Here is a 19040-nt window from a genome sequence, read left to right as displayed (position 1 = left end):
GTTCGTGAGGTTAGGCTAACCTTCGCTCGAACTTGTCACCGGCCGGTCTCCGGCTCGTACGAAAGCGGACTCCGTCATGCGCACTGCCCGAGTGTCCCGTCCCACCCGCCGCGGCCTGCTGGCCATGGGCGGCGCCGTTGGCCTGGGCGCCGTGCTGGCGGCCTGCGGTGACAGCGACTCGAAGGACTCCGGTTCCACCGGCTCCAAGGGCGCCGACGCCGGGCCCTGGAGCTTCAAGGACGACCGCGGGCAGAGCGCCGAGGCCACGTCCGTCCCGAAGAACATCGTCGCCTTCACCGGTGTCGCCGCCGCGCTCCACGACTACGGCGTCGAGGTCAAGGCCGTCTTCGGCCCGACGAAGACCAAGGACGGCAAGGCCGACGTCCAGGCCGGCGACCTGGACATCAGCAAGGTCGAGATCCTCGGCAACGTCTGGGGCGAGTTCAACGTCGAGAAGTACGCGGCGCTCGGCCCGGACCTGCTGGTCACCGCGATGTGGGAGAAGGACGCCCTCTGGTACGTGCCGGACGCGTCCAAGGACAAGATCCTGAAGCTCGCCCCGAGTGTCGCCCTGTGGGCCGCCCAGACCACGATCCCCAAGGCGATCCAGCGCCACGAGGACCTCGCCGCCTCCCTCGGCGCCGACGTCAAGGCCAAGACGGTCACCGACGCGAAGGCCCGGTTCGAGAAGGCGGCGGCCCGGCTGCGCGCCGCCGCGAAGTCCAAGCCGAACCTCAAGGTCATGATCGGCTCGGCCAGCCAGGACCTCTTCTACGTCTCGCTCGCCAAGACGTCCGCCGACACCCTGTACTTCCAGGAGCTGGGCGTGAAGTTCGTCGAGCCGAAGGTGAACGCGGCAGGCTTCTTCGAGGAGCTGAGCTGGGAGAACGTCGACAAGTACGGGGCCGACATCATCATGATGGACAACCGGTCCTCGGCCCTGCAGCCCGACGCGCTGACCTCCAAGCCCACCTGGGCGCAGCTGCCCGCCGTCAAGGCCGGCCAGGTCATCCCGCGCACCACCGAGCCGATCTACAGCTACGACAAGTGCGCGCCGATCCTCGAAGACCTCGCGAAGGCCATCGAGGACGCGAAGAAGACCGCCTGACCCTGACGACCGCCGCCACGCCCCGGGTCACGAGCGAGAAACGACTCCGCGAGGCGGCCGAAGCCACATCGAGCCCGTCCGGCGGTCGAGGACGTCCCCGACCGCCGGACGGACCCACGGCTCACCCCGCCGCAGCCGGCTCCGCCGGCCACGGCACCTGGGGCGACCGGTAGTAGTCGATGCCCAGCGCGGTGAACCGCGGCCCGAGCGCCGCCAGTCGCAGCTTGTACGTGTCCCAGTCGTGCGTCTCGGCCGGGGACCAGCCCAGCTCCGCCGCGCCGGGCAGCCGCGGGAACGCCATCGCGTCGATGTCGTCGCTGTCGGTCAGCGTCTCGGCCCAGATCGGCGCCTCGACCCCGAGCACCGCGTCCGCCGGGGTGTCGGCGAGATACGTCGCCGGGTCCCAGTCGTAACTGCGCTGCACCTCGACCAGACCGGCCCACTTCAGGCCCAGCACGGTGTCCTCGTTGTACTTCATGTCGAGGTACACCCGGTCCGCCGGCGACAGCACCAGCCTGGTGCCGTTCTTCGCCGCGTCCGCCACCTGCTGACGGTCCGCGGCGCTCGTCCTGTCATAGCCCCAGTACTGGGCGACCGCACCCTCGACCGGCGTGGCCCCGGTGAGCTGGTGCCAGCCCATCACGGTCTTGCCGTGCCGGCCGACGGCGGCCTGCGCCCTCTCCATGATCCTGGCGTAGTCCTCGTGGCTGGTGGAGTGCGCCTCGTCACCGCCGATGTGGATGTACCTGCCGGGAGTCAGCGCGGCCACTTCACCGATGACGTCGTCGATGAACCGGTACGTGACGTCCTTGGCCGCGCACAGCGAGCTGAAGCCGACCTTGGTCCCGGTGTAGAGCGGGGGCGCGACGCCGTCGCAGTTCAGCTCCGCGTACGAGGCGAGGGCGGAGTTGGTGTGGCCGGGCATGTCGATCTCCGGCACCACCTCCAGATAGCGGGAGGCCGCGTACCGCACGATCTCCTTGTACTGGCTCTTGGTGTAGTGGCCGCCGGGCCCACCGCCGACCTCCGTGGAGCCGCCGTACGTGGCCAGCTTCGGCCAGGAGTCGATGGCGATGCGCCAGCCCTGGTCGTCGGAGAGGTGCAGGTGGAAGGTGTTCATCTTGTACAGCGCGATCTGGTCGATGTAGCGCTTGACCTCGGTGACCGAGAAGAAGTGCCGCGAGACGTCGAGCATCGCGCCCCGGTAGGCGTAGCGCGGCGTATCGGTGATGCTGCCGCCCGCGACCTTCCACGGCCCCTTCTGGCGGCTGTCGCGCTCGACCTGGGCCGGCAGCAGCTGACGCAGCGTCTGGACACCGTGGAAGAGCCCTGCGGGCTTGCGGGCCGTGATGGTGACGGAGCCCCGCCCCGCGGTCAGGGTGTAGCCCTCGGCGCCCAGCGCGCTGTCGTGGGAGCCGAGCCGGAGCCGGATGCCGTCGGAGCCGGCCTGTCCGGTGACCGGCAGGGCGTACCCGGTGGAGGGGCGCAGCACGCCCGCCAGGTATTCGCCGATCTTCCGGACCTCGCCGGACGAGCCGTCGACCCGGATCCTGGTGGCGCCGGTGATGGAGTACGGGGATCCGCCCGGCCTCACCGAGGCGGGGGCGGGCACGACCTGGCCCAGCGGCCGGGGCGTCGACGCGGCGGAGCCACTGCTTGCCGCGGACGCCGTGGGGGCCATGCAAGCGGTGGAGATTCCGGCCGCCGTGACGAGAAGCAGCGAGCCGAGAAGACGGGGTAGAGCACGGGGAAGAGCACTGCGCTGCGCCATGTGCAGTCTCACAAGCCGGGTCCCTTTCTACTGGTTCACACCTGGATCTCCTGACCATTCGAACCGTCACCATGCGTACCGCGCGCCTCACGGATGGTCAAGGTGTAGACCACTTCCCCACTTGGGCCGCGCTTGAACGTGGCCGAGCCGTCACGGGCATCTGGCCGAATCCGCCCCGCCTCCCCCACTCCCCCTCCGCGCTCGATACGCCCAGGGCGGCCGCGCGCGTCGGCGAAGGGGTGCCGAAATCGTCCAGAACGGCAGAACGAGCACCCATTGACCGGATTCCTGCCCGATATCGGGCAGGAATGTTGCGCTGGAGCTTCTTCCACCGCAATATCGACGAGTGCTCGAACGCCGCTCGTCGTACGACGACCTCATTGACCACCTGGTACGCAGCACCGCGCTCCCGCGCGGCGAGGCGGCCCGGGTGATTCTCGACGTGCTCGCCTATTTCGACGAGACGACCGACACCTTCGTCCGCCGACGCCACCGCGAACTGCAGTCCGGCGGCCTCGTCAACACGGAGATCTTCGAACGGATCTCGGCCGAGCTGCCGCACCGGGCAGTCGCGCCGCCGGAGCTCTCGCTCCGCCAGCTGCGCCGGATCGTCTACGGCTGAGCCGAGCCGTTCACCCCTGCGTTTCCTTACTTGTTTGCACCTGTACGTCGATGGAAGGGCAGAGGCTCTATGTGCGGAATCGTCGGTTACATCGGAAAGCGTGACGTGGCCCCGCTGCTGCTGGAGGGTCTGCAGCGGCTGGAGTACCGGGGTTACGACTCCGCGGGCATCGTCATCACCGGAAAGCCGGCGGCCGGCAAGCCCGCCGCGCTCAAGATGGTCAAGGCCAAGGGCCGGGTCCGCGAGCTGGAGTCCCGGGTCCCCAAGCGCTTCACCGGCACCACCGGCATCGCCCACACCCGCTGGGCCACCCACGGCGCCCCGAGCGACGAGAACGCCCACCCGCACCTGGACGCCGGCAACCAGGTCGCCGTCGTCCACAACGGCATCATCGACAACGCCTCCGAGCTCCGCGCGAAGCTCGTCGCCGACGGCGTCGTCTTCCTCTCCGAGACCGACACCGAGGTGCTGGTCCATCTGATCGCCCGCTCGCAGGCGGACTCCCTGGAGGAGAAGGTCCGCGAGGCACTGAAGTCCGTCGAGGGCACCTACGGCATCGCCGTCATGCACGCCGACTTCAACGACCGCATCGTCGTCGCCCGCAACGGCTCCCCGGTCGTGCTCGGCATCGGCGAGAAGGAGATGTTCGTCGCCTCCGACGTCGCCGCCCTGGTCGCCCACACCCGCCAGATCGTCACGCTGGACGACGGCGAGATGGCCACCCTCAAGGCCGACGACTTCCGTACGTACACCACCGAGGGCTCGACCACGACGGCCACGCCCACCACGGTGGAGTGGGAGGCCGAGTCGTACGACATGGGCGGCCACGACACGTACATGCACAAGGAGATCTCCGAGCAGGCCGAAGCCGTGGACCGCGTGCTGCGCGGCCGCATCGACGACCGCTTCTCCACCGTGCACCTGGGCGGCCTGAACCTGGACGCCCGCGAGGCCCGCGGGGTCCGCCGGATCAAGATCCTGGGCTGCGGCACCTCGTACCACGCGGGCATGATCGGCGCCGGCCTCATCGAGGAGCTGGCCCGCATCCCCGCGGACGCGGAGCCCGCGTCCGAGTTCCGCTACCGCAACCCGGTCGTGGACCCCGACACCCTGTACGTCGCGGTCTCCCAGTCCGGTGAGACGTACGACGTGCTGGCCGCCGTCCAGGAGCTCAAGCGCAAGGGCGCCCGGGTCCTCGGCGTCGTGAACGTCGTCGGTTCGGCGATCGCCCGCGAGGCGGACGGCGGCATGTACGTCCACGCGGGCCCCGAGGTCTGCGTCGTCTCCACCAAGTGCTTCACCAACACCGTGGTCGCCTTCGCGCTGCTCGCCCTGCACCTGGGCCGCATCCGCGACCTGTCGGTCTCCGACGGCAAGCGGATCATCGAGGGGCTGCGCAGGCTGCCCGAGCAGATCGACCGGATCCTGGAGTCGGAGGACGAGATCAAGAAGCTGGCCGAGGAGTACGCGGGCGCGCAGTCGATGATGTTCATCGGCCGGGTCCGGGGCTACCCCGTCGCACTGGAGGCCTCCCTGAAGCTCAAGGAGATCTCGTACATCCACGCCGAGGCCTATCCCGCCTCCGAGCTCAAGCACGGTCCGCTCGCGCTCATCGAGCCCGCGCTCCCCACGGTCGCGATCGTGCCGGACGACGACCTGCTGGAGAAGAACCGCGCGGCCCTGGAGGAGATCAAGGCCCGCAGCGGCCGCATCCTCGCCGTGGCCCACCGCGAGCAGGAGAAGGCCGACCACACGATCCTCGTCCCGAAGAACGAGAACGAGCTGGACCCGATCCTGATGGGGATCCCGCTCCAGCTCTTCGCCTACCACACGGCCCTCGCCATGGGCCGTGACATCGACAAGCCGCGCAACCTGGCGAAGTCCGTCACCGTCGAGTAGCCGCGCCGCCACAGACGCCAAGAGCGGCCCCGTACCCACGATCCTGCCCGTGGGTACGGGGCCGCTCTCCCGTACGGGCCGGTGCCGCCCCCGGACCGGCCCTGGCCGCTGCCTCAGCCGGTGGCCGTCACTCCTCGGCCGGCAGCCCGCTTCGGCACCGACGTCGGCCAGTGGGCCGACGCGGCGGTCGCTCCGTACCAGGCGGCGAGACCGGCCACCGCGGCGAACCAGCCGCCCGCCCTGCCCAGGAAGCCGCTGTCCGCGAACTGCCCGACACCCAGGAGCAGAAGGGCCGCGAACAGCAGCCCGTACGTCCCCTGGCCGAGCAGACCGCGACCTGATGCCCCGAGGGTCAGCGTGAGCGCGAACAGGGCCCAGAGCAGCAGGAACAGCCCTGCCGCATGGTCCGACACCCGGGCGTCGGCACCGGTGCCCCAGGTGAACCAGAAGGCGCCCAGTCCGGCGAAGGCGGTGCCGTTGAAGCCGTTGCCGCCGCGGAACTCCAGGAGTCCGGCGACGAACAGGGCGATACCGCCGACATACAGCGCGAGCGAGACGGCATCGGCCGCCGTCACCCCGTCCACGGCCCCTGTGTGACCGATCCCGAATGCCAACAGCGTGAGTCCCAGGGCGAGATGGCCGAGGGTGGAGGTGCTGGTGTTTCCCGCAGAGACGTCGTTGTCCACGGCGGGCTCCCTTCACATGCAATCGTGCTGTCTCCAGTGGCTTTTATGTACCCTTCACAAGCGCACAATCCACATCTACGGACCGGTAGCTTCGTCATTCGTGCTGTTTCCGTAGGCGAGTTGACGCCACGTCCGCTCTGTCGTGACGAAAAGAGACCGGCCGTTGGCCGAAGCCGATCACTGCCGGGCTGAGAACCGACCAAAAACAGACCGCCCGCATCCGGCCCACATCCGACCGCCGCCCGGTCGATACGGCGAACGGGCGGAAGGAACACGCCCCGTGGAGGCCGCAGGGCACGGCGGCGCAGGATGCGGGGGTGCGCAGGGCGGCTGCGGACACAGGCACAGGGTGGCCGTCGACACAGGAGACCGCCGGTTCGGCGGAAGACTGCCGGTTTAACGGGCAACTACCGGCCTGGCAGGCAACTGCCGACCCGACGGGCAGCTGCCGGTTCAGCGGGAAACTGCCGACCCCGCGGGCAGCTACCGGTTCAACGGGCAACAGCCGGTTCGACGGGCAACCAGCGGTTCAGCGGGCAACTACGGGATGACGACGACCGGGCGCTGCGCCCGGCGTGCCAGCCGGCCCGCCACCGAGCCGAAGATCCGGCCGACGATCCCGTGCGTGGAGCCCACCACGATCGCGTCGGCCGAGTACTCCCGGCCGACCTCCTCCAGCTCGTGGCAGATGTCCCCGCCGCGCTCGACGAGCACCCACGGCACCTCTGAGAGGTAGTCCGCGCAGGCGAGCTCCAGGCCGAGGACCTCGGTGCGGTGATCCGGGACGTCCACGAAGACGGGCGGCTCGCAGCCTGCCCAGACGGTGGTCGGCAGCCGGTTGGCGACATGGACGATGATCAGGCCGGAGCCGGTCCGCCGGGCCATGCCGATGGCATACGCGAGGGCCCGCTCACTGGAGGTCGAGCCGTCGAAACCGACGACGACGCCGTGCCGGAAGGCGGGATCGCAGGAATGACATGCTTCTTCGGCCGCCTGCTGGTCCGACCTGGGGTCGGCTACCTGCTTGCGGTCCGCGGGTTCGGGGATTTCGTGACCGGCCATCGGTGTCTCGGCGAAGAGAGTCCTCGTGAGGAGAGCGACGTGGAGAACGTGCGTCAGCGGGCGGTGTAGTGGTGTCCGGGAAACATCTTCCCAACCCCTTACCCCCAAGGGTACGGCGCCACTCCTCCACTGCCAGACCCGCGCAAAGCGCGTGCGACGTTTCACGGAGCATGCCCGAGACCGCCCCGTATGGCAATGCCGGTTGCGCGGTACACCGACGTCACGGGACCCGGACGGCCGCAATCGGTGACCGGCCGGGGCCCGGTCCGTTAGCCACGTGACCATGGACCGCACACCTGCTGCGGCGCCCTCCGCGTTCCGTACCGACCGGAGCGCCACCCGAGCCGCCCCAGGGAGCACTCCGTGCCCGCACCCGTTCCCCCCACCCATCCGGAACCCGCCGCACAGCCGGCGACCGACGTGGTCCGCTGGGCGGCATTCGGCTGCCTGCTGGTACCCGTCGTCCTGCTCGCCCAGGGCGACTCCGCGGGCGGCGCCGCGACCGTCGCGTTCGGCCTGACCGCCATCACCGTGACCTGCCGGGTACTGCTCCGCCGGTCCGCCCGCGCGGCTGCCCGCGAGGACTCCCTGTCCGCACCCCGGTCCACACCCCGTTCGGCGCCCGATCCGGCCCTCGGATCGGGCGAGGGGGCGCACGGGAGTGACTGCACCCCACGGGTAGTGCGCCGGTAGAACGACTGATTTCCGCACACGCGACCGTATATTTTCAGCCAACTTCACGGCGCAGTCGAATCCTTGTCGAATTGGCCGATCAGCCCCCTTGCCAGCAGGCAGAAGGAGACCGAGCGGTACGCTTCCACCCCATGGGGACGGGCCATGAACGCCACGCGCACTTCCCTGCACGACTCACGAGTGAAACGCTTCGTGATCGAATGCTTCCCGCCAGGTTGCCTTGTCGACATAAAGCCGGTTGGTGAACTTGTCACGGCGGCACCACGGGACGCAGTAGATTCGATCTTGGGTGTCGAAGGCTGGGGACTCGTGCACTACCGAGGGGACACGTGCAGGTGCGACAGGCCCGTAAGGACCAGGGAGACGCGAACACCGAGGGGGGCTTAGCGTCATGAGCCAGGACTCCGCCACCGCAACGGAGGCTGTACGGAAGCTGAGCGGGCGCCGACGCCGTGAGGTGGTCGCCGTGCTGTTGTTCAGCGGTGGCCCTATCTTCGAGAGCTCCATTCCGCTCTCGGTGTTCGGGATCGACCGCCAGGACGCGGGAGTTCCGCGTTATCGGTTGCTCGTGTGCAGCGGCGAAGAGGGACCGCTGCGCACCACGGGGGGACTCGAACTGACCGCGCCCTACGGGCTGGAGGCGATCAGCAGGGCCGGCACCGTCGTGGTGCCTGCCTGGCGCTCGATCACCTCGCCACCGCCCGTGGAGGCGCTCGACGCGCTGCGTCGCGCCCACGAAGAGGGTGCGCGCATCGTGGGGCTGTGCACGGGTGCCTTCGTGCTCGCCGCGGCCGGGCTGCTGGACGGCCGCCCGGCGACCACGCACTGGATGTACGCACCGACGCTGGCCAAGCGCTATCCGTCGGTGCACGTCGACCCGCGTGAACTCTTCGTCGACGACGGCGATGTGCTCACGTCCGCCGGGACTGCGGCCGGGATCGACCTCTGTCTGCACATAGTCCGCTCGGACCACGGCACGGAGGCCGCCGGGGCGCTGGCCCGCCGGCTCGTCGTGCCGCCGCGGCGCAGTGGCGGCCAGGAGCGCTATCTCGACAGGTCTTTACCGGAAGAGATCGGCTCCGACCCGCTCGCCGAGGTCGTGGCCTGGGCGCTGGAGCATCTGCACGAGCAGTTCGACGTGGAGACGCTGGCCGCGCGCGCCTATATGAGCAGGCGGACCTTCGACCGGAGGTTCCGCTCGCTCACCGGCAGCGCGCCGCTCCAGTGGCTGATCACCCAGCGGGTGCTGCAGGCGCAGCGGCTGCTGGAGACGTCCGACTACTCGGTCGACGAGGTCGCGGGCCGCTGCGGCTTCCGCTCGCCGGTCGCGCTGCGCGGACACTTCCGGCGTCAGCTGGGTTCGTCGCCTGCCGCGTACCGGGCCGCCTACCGGGCCCGTCGTCCGCAGAGCGGTGGTCCGGAGCAGGTCGTCACGGTGACCGAGCCGGCGGTGCCTGTTCAGGCCTCCGCGGGCCGTCGCGCGCCGGTACCCGCTCCGGCGGGTCCGTCCACGGCTGCCCCGGACCTGGGCCGCGGGGAGCACGGGAAACCGGGCTCCGAGGCGTACGCCGCGGGTCGCCCGGCCCTGCCGGGACAGCGGAGCGCCCCGTAGGGTGGGGCGCATGAACGACCGCATGGTGTGGATCGACTGCGAGATGACCGGGCTCTCGTTGACGGAAGACGCACTCATCGAGGTGGCCGCACTGGTCACCGACTCGGAGTTGAACGTGCTCGGCGAAGGGGTGGACATCGTGATCCGCCCGCCGGACGCGGCGCTGGAGACCATGCCCGAGGTGGTGCGGCAGATGCACACCGCCTCGGGCCTCCTCGACGAGCTGGCCGGGGGCACCACCCTGGCCGAAGCCGAGGAGAAGGTCCTGGCGTATGTCCGCGAGCATGTGAAGGAGCCCGGCAAGGCCCCGCTCTGCGGGAACACGGTCGGTACCGACCGCGGCTTCCTGTCGCGGGACATGCCGTCGCTGGAGGGCTACCTCCACTACCGGATCGTCGATGTGTCCTCGATCAAGGAGCTGGCCCGCCGCTGGTTCCCGAGGGCGTACTTCAACAGTCCGGAGAAGAACGGCAACCATCGCGCGCTCGCCGACATCCGTGACTCCATCACGGAGCTGCGGTACTACCGCGAGGCCGTCTTCGTCCCGCAGCCGGGGCCGGACTCGGAGCGCGCGAAGTCGATCGCTGCGCGCCTTTCGCAGCCCTCGGCCTAGGCCCTCGGGAAAGCCGCTGGTCACGGCCCTTTCGGGGGCCGGGACCGGCGCCGAATCAATGGGGGCGCGAGCACCCTCTCAGACCCTGTACACTTTTTCTCGGCCGGTCGGAAACGCCCGGACATGGTGGGTATAGCTCAGACGGTAGAGCACCTGGTTGTGGTCCAGGATGTCGCGGGTTCGAGTCCCGTTACTCACCCTGAATGATCAAGGGCCGATTCGCGAAAGCGGATCGGCCCTTCTTCATGTGCGGGCCCACGTACCCCTGCGCCGTGAACAGGGACGTGGCCGGCCACGTCACGCCGCACGCGTTCCACTCACGCACCCTGCCGCGTCTGCCCCTCCACGAGACTTCTAGCATCATGTGGCGTTCCGTCGCCGGACGCCGGTGCATGCCTCACCGCGTCCGCCGCGCAGCGCTGAAGTCGGATCGAGCAGTCGACGAGAGGAACGTTTCATGCGCGCCCGGAGTATCGGAGCGGCCGCCGCAGCAGCAGTGGCGCTGGTGGCTGCCCGCGACCTCGTCCAGAAGAAGCACGCACTGCTCAGAAACTTCCCCGTGGTCGGACACGCCCGGTACCTGCTGGAGAAGATCGGGCCGGAGCTGCGGCAGTACGTCGTGACGTCCAACGAGGAAGAGCGCCCGTTCAGCCGTGATCAGCGCACCTGGATCTACGCGTCGGCGAAGGAGGAGAACAACTACTTCGGGTTCGGCACCGACGTGGACGTCGAGCACGTGCAGGGGCACGCGTACGTGAAGCAGCGCACGTTCGCCGGCACGCTGCCCGATCTGCACGATCCGCAGAGCCCGCTGCCCTCGGCCAAGGTGCTGGGCGGCCCGCGCGGGCGCGCCAGGGCGTTCCGGCCGGCGAGCGTCGTGAACATCTCGGCCATGAGCTTCGGATCGTTGTCCGGCCCGGCCGTCACGGCCCTCAACAAGGGCGCGGCGATGGCCGGCGCGATGCAGAACACGGGCGAGGGCGGCCTCTCGCAGTACCACCGCAACGGCGGCGACCTCATCCTCCAGATCGGGACGTCGTACTTCGGCTGCCGCAACGAGGACGGCACCTTCAGCCTCGACAGGCTCAAGGACGTGGTCGCGGGCGCCCCGGTCAAGGCGATCGAGATCAAGCTCTCGCAGGGTGCGAAGCCGGGGCTCGGCGGGCTGCTGCCGGGCGCGAAGGTGACGCCCGAGATCGCCGAGATCCGCGGCATCCCGGTCGGCGAGGACTGCGCCTCGCCCTCTCGGCACACCGCGTTCCACGACGTCGACTCGATGCTCGACTTCGTCGAGCTGATCGCCGACGCGACCGGTCTGCCGGTCGGGATCAAGAGCGCCGTGGGAGAGATGAGCTTCTGGGAGGAGCTGGCCACGCTGATGGCGCGGGGCGACCGCGGGGTCGACTTCGTGACCGTCGACGGCGGCGAGGGCGGCACCGGGGCGGCTCCCCTGATCTTCTCCGACTCGGTGTCGCTGCCGTTCCGGATGGGCTTCTCCCGCGTCTACGGCACGTTCGCGGAGCGGGGTCTGACGGACGACGTCACCTTCATCGGTTCCGGCAAGCTCGGCCTGCCGGAGAACGCCGTCGTCGCGTTCGCCCTGGGTGTCGACATGATCAACGTCGCCCGCGAGGCGATGCTGTCCATAGGCTGCATCCAGGCGCAGAAATGCCACACCGACAAGTGCCCCACCGGCATCGCCACCCAGGACCCGTGGCTGGTGCGCGGCGTCGACGCACCCTCGAAGGCCACTCGGGCCGCCGTCTACCTGCGCACCCTGCGCAAGGAGCTGCTGAAGATCTCGGGCGCTGTCGGCGTCGCCCACCCGGCACTCATCACCACCGGCGACATCGAGATCATGAACGGCGACTACGACGCCCGCACCCTGGCGAGCGTCTACGGCTACAAGGACGGCTGGGGGGCGCTCGGCCCGGAACTCGCCCAGGAGATCACCGCACTCCTCACCGCCGAGCCTGCCCCTGTCCATGAGGCCGGTACTGACGTGTGACGAGTTGCCGGTGCCCACTGCCTGATCCGGAGGGGGGCCGGCGGTGGGGGCAGCCGGGGGGCAGGGTGTCCGTGCCCTCGCAGCCACCCGGGCCCCGGCCCGCAGGGGAGGCTCGCCGCGGGCCTCCCCCGGGCCCCGGAAGGACGAGCGCGGGAAGGCGCCCGTATCGCTCTCACCGCCGGTTACGCGAAAGAGGGCGGGGTGTAGTCATGATTCCCCCCTGGCCCGCCCTCAAGACGAGTCCCGGACCACCAGTTCGGTCGGCAGCACGATCTGCGGGCGCTCGGTGTTCTCGCCCGCGATCTCCGCCAGGAGAACCCGGGTCATCTCGCGGCCCATCTCCTCGATCGGCTGGCGCACGCTCGTCAGCGCGGGGTCCATGTGCCGGGCCACGGACGAGTCGTCGAAGCCGACGAGGGCCACGTCGTCCGGGATGCGCCGGCCGGCCTCGCGCAGCACCTGGCGGGCGCCCGCGGCCATCAGGTCGGAGGCGGCGAAGACCGCGTCCACGTCCGGGCGGCGGGCGAGCAGTTCGCGCATGGCCCGGACGCCGCCCTCCTCGGAGAAGTCCGCGGGGGCGATCAGCCGCTCGTCCGGTTCGAGGCCGGCGTCGGCCACGGCCTTGCGGTAGCCGTCGAGGCGTCGCTGGGCGGCGTAGACGTCCAGCCGCCCGGTGATGGTGGCGATGGAGCGGCGGCCCCGGGAGACCAGGTGCTCGACGGCGCCGCGGGCGCCCTCGAAGTTGTCCGAGTCGACCGAGGGCAGCGGCTCGGTGGCGGACCTGCGGCCGTTCATGACGGCGGGCATGCCGAGCTGTTCCAGCAGATCGGGCAGCGGGTCATCGGCGTGCACGGAGACCAGCAGCACGCCGTCCACCCGGTGGGCGGTCAGATACTGAGCGAGTCTTCGGCGTTCGCGGTCGCTGCCGACGAGGGTGAGCAGCAGCTGCATCTCGGTGTCGGCGAGGGCGGCGCCCACTCCGCGGACGATGTCGGAGAAGTAGGGCTCCGTGAAGAAGCGGCTCTCGGACTCGGGCACGACGAGCGCGATGGCGTCCGTCCGGTTCCCGGCCAGGGCACGGGCCGCGCGGTTGGGTACGTACCCGAGCTCGGCGACGGCCGCCTCCACCGCCTCCCGTGTGTGCGCGCTGACCCGCGGTGAGCCGTTGATGACCCGCGAGGCGGTACCGCGCCCCACCCCCGCCCGTGCCGCGACCTCTTCGAGCGTGGGCCGGCCCCCGCTCCGTACTCGCGCTGCCGCCATGGCTGCCTCCCGTTCGCGGTCAATTTCTCACAGTCGGATAACCAAACCAAGTCCTGGTGTTGGATCCCTTGACACTCAACGGGACTGGTCGGCCGCTCCCCGACCGGAGAGTGGGAGCGCTCCCACTCTACGCGCGTGGTCAAGCGGGTCCCGCAGGTCGCGGCGCCGGGGCGGGGGAAAGCACCCGGGACACGACTGAGACCCGGCACGGGGCCGGGTCTCAGGGGTGGTGCGGGTGATGCGGCCGGCAGCGTCTGCCGGGCGGGGTGCGGTCAGGAAAGGCCGCCCTGCGGCAGTGCGTGACGGCGGATCACATCGGAGTACCAGTAGGCGCTCGACTTGGGAATGCGGCGCTGGGAGGCGTAGTCGACGTACACGGTGCCGAAACGCTTCGAATAGCCGTACGCCCACTCGAAGTTGTCCATCAGCGACCAGAGGAAGTAACCGCGCACGTCCGCTCCGTCGGCCACCGCACGCTGCACGGCGTCGAGATGGCCGTGCAGGTAGGCGATCCGCTCGGGGTCCTCCACCCGGCCCTCGGGCGAGACGTAGTCGTCGAAGGCGGCGCCGTTCTCGGTGACCATCAGCGGCAGGCCGGGGTGGTCGCGGGTGACGTCCATGAGCAGGTTGTAGAGCCCGTTGGGGTCGATCGGCCAGTCCATCGCGGTGCGCTCCTTCCCCTCGGCGAGGTGGAAGGCGACGTGCTCGGAGCCGGGCCACGGGGAGTGGTCGCTGGCGCCGTGGACATCGTTGCCAGAGCCGCTCTCGCCCTTCTCGGGCATGGAGACCAGCGTCGGCGTGTAGTAGTTGATGCCCAGGACGTCGACCGGACGGGAGATCGCGGCCAGGTCGCCGTCCTGGACCAGCTTCGACCAGTCCACCAGGTGCGCGGTGTCGGCGAGCAGGTCCTCGGGGTACTCACCGCGCAGCATCGGGCCGGTGAAGATCCGGTTGCCGACCGCGTCGATCCGGCGGGCGGCGTCCGCGTCGGCCGCGCTCGCGGTCAGCGGGCGGACCTGGTGGAGGTTGAGGGTGACCGAGGTCTGCGCACCAGCGGGGAGTTGATCGCGCAGAACCTCGATCGCCCGGCCATGGGCGAGGTTGAGGTGATGGGCCGCCCGCAGGGCGGAGGCGGGCTCGGTGCGGCCGGGAGCGTGCACACCGGAGCCGTATCCGAGGAAGGCCGAGCACCACGGCTCGTTGAAGGTGGTCCAGGTCGCGACCCGGTCGCCGAGTGCGCCGGCCATGATCGCGGCGTAGTCGGCGAAGCGGTCGGTGGTGACCCGCTGCGGCCAGCCGCCGGCGTCCTCCAGCTCCTGGGGCAGGTCCCAGTGGTAGAGGGTGGCGACGGGCGCGATGCCGGCTTCGAGCAGTTCGTCGACGAGCTTGCGGTAGAAGTCCAGGCCGCGTTCGACGGCGGGTCCGCGGCCGGTGGGCTGCACGCGGGACCAGGAGATGGAGAAGCGGTACGCCTTCAGCCCCAGCTGCTTCATCAGCGCCACGTCGTCGCGGAAGCGGTGGTAGTGGTCGGCGGCGATGTCTCCGGTGTCGCCGTTGCGGACCTTGCCCGGCGTACGGCTGAAGGTGTCCCAGATGGAGGGGGTGCGGCCGTCCTCGGCAGCGGCGCCCTCGACCTGGTAGGCGGCGGTGGCCGCCCCCCAGACGAAGCCCGTCGGGAATTGCGTTGCCTCGGGCGCCTGCTTCGGGGCGATGTCGGGTCGTACGGCAGTCATGCGGGAGCGCTCCCAGGGGTGGACGGACAGGGGGTGGAACTCCGGAGCCCGTACAACCCGCGGTCAGGTACGGGTCGCACGGGAGTTCCGGGAGGAAGTGACCGGGGGTATGTCAGCCCTTGACGGCGCCGGACATGATCCCGCCGACGATCTGCTTGCCGAAGACGACGAACACCACGAGCAGCGGCAGCGTGCTGATCAGTCCGCCGGCCATCACGATGCTCTCGTCGGGGGTGTAGGAGGCCTTCAGCTGGCCGAGGGCGACCTGAAGGGTGGGGTTCTCCTGGTTCAGCGCGAGGTAGGGCCAGAAGAAGTCGTTCCACGCCTGGACGAAGGTGAGCATGCCCAGCACCATCATCGCGGGACGGGCCACCGGGAGCACGACGCTGCGCACGATGCGGAAGTTGCTCGCGCCGTCGATCTTGGCGGCCTCGATCAGCTCGTACGGCAGCGCCTCGGTCAGGTACTGCCGCATGAAGAACACGCCGAACGCGCTGACCAGGGTCGGGAAGATCACCGACTCCAGGCTTCCGCTCCAGCCGAGGTCGGACATCATCATGAACAGCGGGACGACACTGAGCTGCGGCGGGATGGTCAGAGTCGCGATGACGCCGGTCATCAGCGCGCCGCGGCCGCGGAATCGCATCTTGGCGAAGGCGTAGCCGGCCAGGGTGCAGAAGAACAGCGTCGCCAGCGTGATGCAGCTGGAGACGATGAAGCTGTTGAGGATCGCCTTGCCCAGGTGGGCCTGGTTCCAGGCGGCGTCGAGGTTGTGGAACAACCGGTCGCCGGGCAGGAACGGCGGGGTGGAGGCCAGTACTTCGTCCTGGGTGTGGGACGCGGCCACCAGGGTCCAGTACAGCGGCAGCAGCGAGCCGATGCCGACGACGGTCAGCGCGATGTAGGCGAAGGGACCGCCCTTCAGCTGCTGCCCGGCACCGGGCTTGAAACGGCTCGCGCGCTTCGGCGCACGGTGCGCGGTGCGCGCCGGGAGGACGGAAGCCGGGACTTTGGTGGGGCTGGTGATGGTCATGGATATCGCTCCCGGTCAGACCGCGGATTTGCGTACGAAGCGGCCGATGAGCCAGTTGACCGCGGCGATGATCAGCAGGAGGGCGAGCATCGCCCAGGCCACTGCGGCGGCCGGACCGAGATGCCCCAGGTTCCAGCCGTAGTTGTAGAGGTAGATGCTGAGGGTCTCGTACTGGTTCTCGTTGCCGCCGATCGCGCCGAGGGTGCCGCCCTCCAGCAGCAGGGGCTCGCCGAACAGCTGCATGGAACCGATCGTCGAGATGACGATCGTGAACAGGATCGTGGGCCGCAGCGAGGGAATCGTCACCTTGAGGAACTGCTGCCAGCGCGAGGCTCCGTCGAGCGAGGCGGCCTCGTACAGATCGGACGGAACGGCCTGCATCGCGGCGAGGTAGATCAGGGTGTTGTAGCCGGTCCAGCGCCAGATCACGATGACGGAGATGGCGATCTTGGACGTCCAGTGGCCGTTGGCCCAGTTGGTGTCACCCAGGCCGACGAACTCCAGCGCCCAGTTCAGCAGACCGCCGTCGGCCCGGAAGACCAGGGCGAAGACGAGGGCCGCGGAGGCCACCGAGGTGGCGTACGGGGTGAGGATGACCGTCCGCCAGAAGGTGCTGGCACGGAGCTTGTAGTTCAGCAGGTGCGCCAGGCCCAGGGCCACGAGCAGCTGCGGGACCGTCGACATGACACCGATCAGGAAGGTGTTGCTGACGGCCGTCCAGAACTCCGAGTCGTGCAGGATCCTGTCGAAGTTGTCCCAGCCGACCCACTCCATCTGGTCCAGGCCGGTCATCTCGACCCGGTGCAGGGCGATCCAGCCGGTGTAGATCAGCGGGTAGAGCCCGAAGGCACCGAAGACGAGGAAGAACGGGGCTATGTAGGCGTACGGCGACGCCTTGTCGTCGAACCGCCAGAGGCGGCTGCGCCAGGTCTGCCGGCGGGCGCTCGCCGGCTTCTTCGGGGGTGGCGGGGCGTATGCGTCCCGGGTGGGAGTCGAGGTGGCCACGGGCGGGAGTCCTTCCCTGGATTGCTTGGTCACCCGGGCACGGGGCCGGGCGGGATGGGCCGGGGCCGTCGGCGACACGCGCGTGCGGTGGGCTTCCACGGGGCGGCCGGGAAGTACCCGGTCGCCCCGTGCAAGCCCTCCGCGAGGCTTACCGCTCCTCGGCCCCCGGTGCCCCATGGGGTGGGGACACGCAGGTGCGGGCGGCCCGGGGGCCGCCCGCTGCTACGACCGTCAGCCGATCGCCTTGTCGATCGCGTTGGTCGCTGCGTTCCACGCGTCGTCGGGCTTGGTGCCGCGCTGCTCCATGTTGTTGATCTGGGTGGAGATGGTGTCCTTGATGATGCCGTCCTTCGGGCCGAGAACGGTCTCGGGGATGGACTTGGCCTCGTCGGCGTACAGCTCACCGATCGGTGCGTTGTTGAAGTACTCGAGCTTGGCGGTCTTCACGTCGGGCAGGTCGTACGCGCCCTTGTTGGACGGGAAGCTGCCGATCGCCTTGAAGACGGCGGCCTGCTGCTCGGGGGCGGTCAGCCACTTGACGAGCTCACCGGCCTCCTTGACGTGCTTGCCGGCCTTCGGGACTCCGAGGAAGGAGCCACCCCAGTTGGCGGCGGTCGCACCCGGGGCGGTGGTGATGTCCCACTTGCCCTTGTTGGCGTCACCGGCGTTCACCGAGATCTGACCGGCCATCCAGGCGGGGCAGGCGACGGTGGCCATGGTGCTCTTGCGCAGAGCGGCCTTCCACGGGTCGCTGAACTGGGCGAGGCCCTGGGTCAGCTTCTTGTCCGCGGCCTCGGCCGCCAGGTCCCAGCCCTGCTTGACGCTGGGGCTGTCCTTGTAGATCGCCTCGCCGCTCTCGTCGTAGTACTGCTTCGCGTTCGAGCTGACGACGGCGTTGTACATGGCGCTGGCGGAGTCCATGAAGTACGTGCCCGCGGGCGCCTTCTTCTTGTACTCCTCACCGAGCGCGAGGTAGTCCTCCCAGCCCCCGGCGATCTTGGCGGCGACTTCCTTGCGGTCGGTCGGCAGACCGGCCTTCTTGAAGAGCTCGGTGTTGTAGCAGAGCGACATCGGGCCGATGTCGGTGCCCGCGCCGATCACCTTGCCGTCCTTGGTGGTGGCCTGCTTCTCCTTCCAGGACACCCACTCGTTGACGTCGATGACCTTGCTCAGGTCGGCGAACTGGTCCGCCTTCGTGTCGACGAGCTCCTTGATGCGCCCGACCTCGAGGCCCTGGACGTCGGCCAGACCGCTGCCCGAGTTCAGCTGCTGGAGCAGCTTGGGGTAGTAGACCTTCTCATCGGCGGTGGTGTCTTCCTTCACCGTGATGTTCGGGTGCAGCTCGTGGTACTTCGCGAAGAGGCCGGCTTCCTTGTAGCCGAACTGCCCGAAGTCGGCGACGGTCAGCGTGATCTTCCCGTTCGCATCGGAGGACGTGTCGTCCGACGAGTCCGAGTCGCTGCTGCAGCCGGTCAGCAACAGGGCCGTGGCTGTCAGGCCCGTGGTGGCCAGAACCGCGACTCTGCGGCTGCGACCGGCAACGGTGCGGGTGATACGCATTCCACTACTCCTTGTTCCAAGGTGGGACTGGCTCACTGCGTGGCATACGCACTGGTGGGTGCGGGTGCCGAATGGTTCAGGGGGGAGGACACGGGCAGTGCCGTTCGCGCGAAAATTCCTCTTGCGATGTGGGAGCGCTCCCATGCGTCGATGTCGGAAGGTTGCTGCCTGGGAGGGGTGGGTGTCAAGACTTGAAGACGCTTCCGTTGCGCGAGCGTGTCCTGCAAGTCACGAGACCGTGTCCGGCCGAAGGCTTGCCAAAGCGCGCAACCATGAGAAGCGGACCGATCGATTCCCGAATTCCCGCAGGTGAAAGCCCTGTTGGGAGTGGATCTTGCAGCCGGCACCGGGAAGCCGACCCGAAGGCGCCAG

At 69.3% G+C, this 19040-nt stretch carries 15 protein-coding genes and 1 tRNA gene; 8 read left to right on the top strand and 8 right to left on the bottom strand.

The window, feature by feature from the left end; genetic code table 11:
* The first annotated feature begins 76 nt into the window (after positions 1–76).
* A complete protein-coding gene (locus tag OG912_RS23045) occupies positions 77–1108 on the top strand; it encodes an ABC transporter substrate-binding protein (RefSeq protein ID WP_443061009.1) in 1032 nt (343 codons plus the stop codon).
* Positions 1109–1229: 121 nt separating this feature from the next.
* Here OG912_RS23045 and OG912_RS23040 read toward each other — a convergent pair whose 3' ends face one another.
* On the bottom strand, positions 1230–2879 hold the full coding sequence (locus OG912_RS23040; protein ID WP_327713513.1) for a beta-N-acetylhexosaminidase: 1650 nt from the start codon (positions 2877–2879) through the stop codon (positions 1230–1232).
* A gap of 346 nt (positions 2880–3225) precedes the next feature.
* On the opposite strand from OG912_RS23040, the gene OG912_RS23035 reads away from it, so the two are divergent.
* Positions 3226–3501, top strand: a complete 276-nt coding sequence (locus OG912_RS23035) for a hypothetical protein (RefSeq protein WP_327711063.1) — start codon at positions 3226–3228, stop codon at positions 3499–3501.
* Positions 3502–3570: 69 nt separating this feature from the next.
* Positions 3571–5400, top strand: coding sequence for a glutamine--fructose-6-phosphate transaminase (isomerizing) (glmS, locus tag OG912_RS23030; RefSeq protein WP_327711062.1), 1830 nt, complete (start codon positions 3571–3573; stop codon positions 5398–5400).
* A 113-nt stretch (positions 5401–5513) separates the two neighbouring features.
* On the opposite strand, the gene OG912_RS23025 is transcribed toward glmS, so the two are convergent.
* Positions 5514–6086 (bottom strand): acetate uptake transporter, encoded by a 573-nt coding sequence (locus tag OG912_RS23025; protein ID WP_327711061.1) that lies wholly within the window; start codon positions 6084–6086, stop codon positions 5514–5516.
* A 540-nt stretch (positions 6087–6626) separates the two neighbouring features.
* Complete coding sequence (locus OG912_RS23020; protein WP_326736299.1) at positions 6627–7148, bottom strand: universal stress protein; 522 nt, start codon at positions 7146–7148, stop codon at positions 6627–6629.
* A 363-nt stretch (positions 7149–7511) separates the two neighbouring features.
* On the opposite strand from OG912_RS23020, the gene OG912_RS23015 reads away from it, so the two are divergent.
* From OG912_RS23015 to OG912_RS22995, 5 genes are all read left to right on the top strand, one after another.
* Entirely contained in the window at positions 7512–7841 is a 330-nt protein-coding gene (locus tag OG912_RS23015; RefSeq protein ID WP_327711060.1) for a hypothetical protein, read from the top strand.
* A 391-nt stretch (positions 7842–8232) separates the two neighbouring features.
* Positions 8233–9453 (top strand): helix-turn-helix domain-containing protein, encoded by a 1221-nt coding sequence (locus OG912_RS23010; RefSeq protein WP_327711059.1) that lies wholly within the window; start codon positions 8233–8235, stop codon positions 9451–9453.
* A gap of 10 nt (positions 9454–9463) precedes the next feature.
* Positions 9464–10066: an oligoribonuclease gene (gene orn / locus OG912_RS23005; protein ID WP_327711058.1), complete on the top strand. Its 603-nt coding sequence runs from the start codon at positions 9464–9466 to the stop codon at positions 10064–10066.
* A 126-nt stretch (positions 10067–10192) separates the two neighbouring features.
* A tRNA-His gene (locus tag OG912_RS23000) sits at positions 10193–10265 on the top strand.
* A 258-nt stretch (positions 10266–10523) separates the two neighbouring features.
* Positions 10524–12074 (top strand): FMN-binding glutamate synthase family protein, encoded by a 1551-nt coding sequence (locus OG912_RS22995; protein ID WP_327711057.1) that lies wholly within the window; start codon positions 10524–10526, stop codon positions 12072–12074.
* 231 nt (positions 12075–12305) lie between these two features.
* Here OG912_RS22995 and OG912_RS22990 read toward each other — a convergent pair whose 3' ends face one another.
* From OG912_RS22990 to OG912_RS22970, 5 genes are all read right to left on the bottom strand, one after another.
* Entirely contained in the window at positions 12306–13337 is a 1032-nt protein-coding gene (locus tag OG912_RS22990) for a LacI family DNA-binding transcriptional regulator (RefSeq protein ID WP_326736304.1), read from the bottom strand.
* A gap of 272 nt (positions 13338–13609) precedes the next feature.
* Positions 13610–15070, bottom strand: a complete 1461-nt coding sequence (locus OG912_RS22985) for a GH1 family beta-glucosidase (protein ID WP_327711056.1) — start codon at positions 15068–15070, stop codon at positions 13610–13612.
* 112 nt (positions 15071–15182) lie between these two features.
* Positions 15183–16103, bottom strand: a complete 921-nt coding sequence (locus OG912_RS22980; RefSeq protein WP_327711055.1) for a carbohydrate ABC transporter permease — start codon at positions 16101–16103, stop codon at positions 15183–15185.
* A 15-nt stretch (positions 16104–16118) separates the two neighbouring features.
* On the bottom strand, positions 16119–17108 hold the full coding sequence (locus OG912_RS22975; RefSeq protein ID WP_326736307.1) for a carbohydrate ABC transporter permease: 990 nt from the start codon (positions 17106–17108) through the stop codon (positions 16119–16121).
* 231 nt (positions 17109–17339) lie between these two features.
* The gene (locus OG912_RS22970; protein WP_327711054.1) at positions 17340–18668 is read right to left on the bottom strand and encodes an ABC transporter substrate-binding protein; all 1329 of its coding nucleotides are present in this window, start codon (positions 18666–18668) and stop codon (positions 17340–17342) included.
* Positions 18669–19040 lie beyond the last annotated feature (372 nt).

Source organism: Streptomyces sp. NBC_00464 (genome assembly GCF_036013915.1).
Lineage (GTDB): Bacteria > Actinomycetota > Actinomycetes > Streptomycetales > Streptomycetaceae > Streptomyces.
The sequence above is the reverse complement of the archived record's forward strand: the minus strand, read 5'-3'. Positions and strand labels throughout refer to the sequence as shown.

Bases quoted from the DNA above. Each gene is read 5' to 3' on its own strand.
- glmS (WP_327711062.1), top strand. From the start codon at position 3,571: ATGTGCGGAATCGTCGGTTACATCGGAAAGCGTGACGTGGCCCCGCTG.
- OG912_RS22995 (WP_327711057.1), top strand. From the start codon at position 10,524: ATGCGCGCCCGGAGTATCGGAGCGGCCGCCGCAGCAGCAGTGGCGCTG.
- OG912_RS22980 (WP_327711055.1), bottom strand. From the start codon at position 16,103: ATGACCATCACCAGCCCCACCAAAGTCCCGGCTTCCGTCCTCCCGGCG.
- orn (WP_327711058.1), top strand. From the start codon at position 9,464: ATGAACGACCGCATGGTGTGGATCGACTGCGAGATGACCGGGCTCTCG.
- OG912_RS23020 (WP_326736299.1), bottom strand. From the start codon at position 7,148: ATGGCCGGTCACGAAATCCCCGAACCCGCGGACCGCAAGCAGGTAGCC.
- OG912_RS23040 (WP_327713513.1), bottom strand. From the start codon at position 2,879: ATGGCGCAGCGCAGTGCTCTTCCCCGTGCTCTACCCCGTCTTCTCGGC.
- OG912_RS23010 (WP_327711059.1), top strand. From the start codon at position 8,233: ATGAGCCAGGACTCCGCCACCGCAACGGAGGCTGTACGGAAGCTGAGC.
- OG912_RS22970 (WP_327711054.1), bottom strand. From the start codon at position 18,668: ATGCGTATCACCCGCACCGTTGCCGGTCGCAGCCGCAGAGTCGCGGTT.
- OG912_RS22985 (WP_327711056.1), bottom strand. From the start codon at position 15,070: ATGACTGCCGTACGACCCGACATCGCCCCGAAGCAGGCGCCCGAGGCA.
- OG912_RS22990 (WP_326736304.1), bottom strand. From the start codon at position 13,337: ATGGCGGCAGCGCGAGTACGGAGCGGGGGCCGGCCCACGCTCGAAGAG.
- OG912_RS23045 (WP_443061009.1), top strand. From the start codon at position 77: ATGCGCACTGCCCGAGTGTCCCGTCCCACCCGCCGCGGCCTGCTGGCC.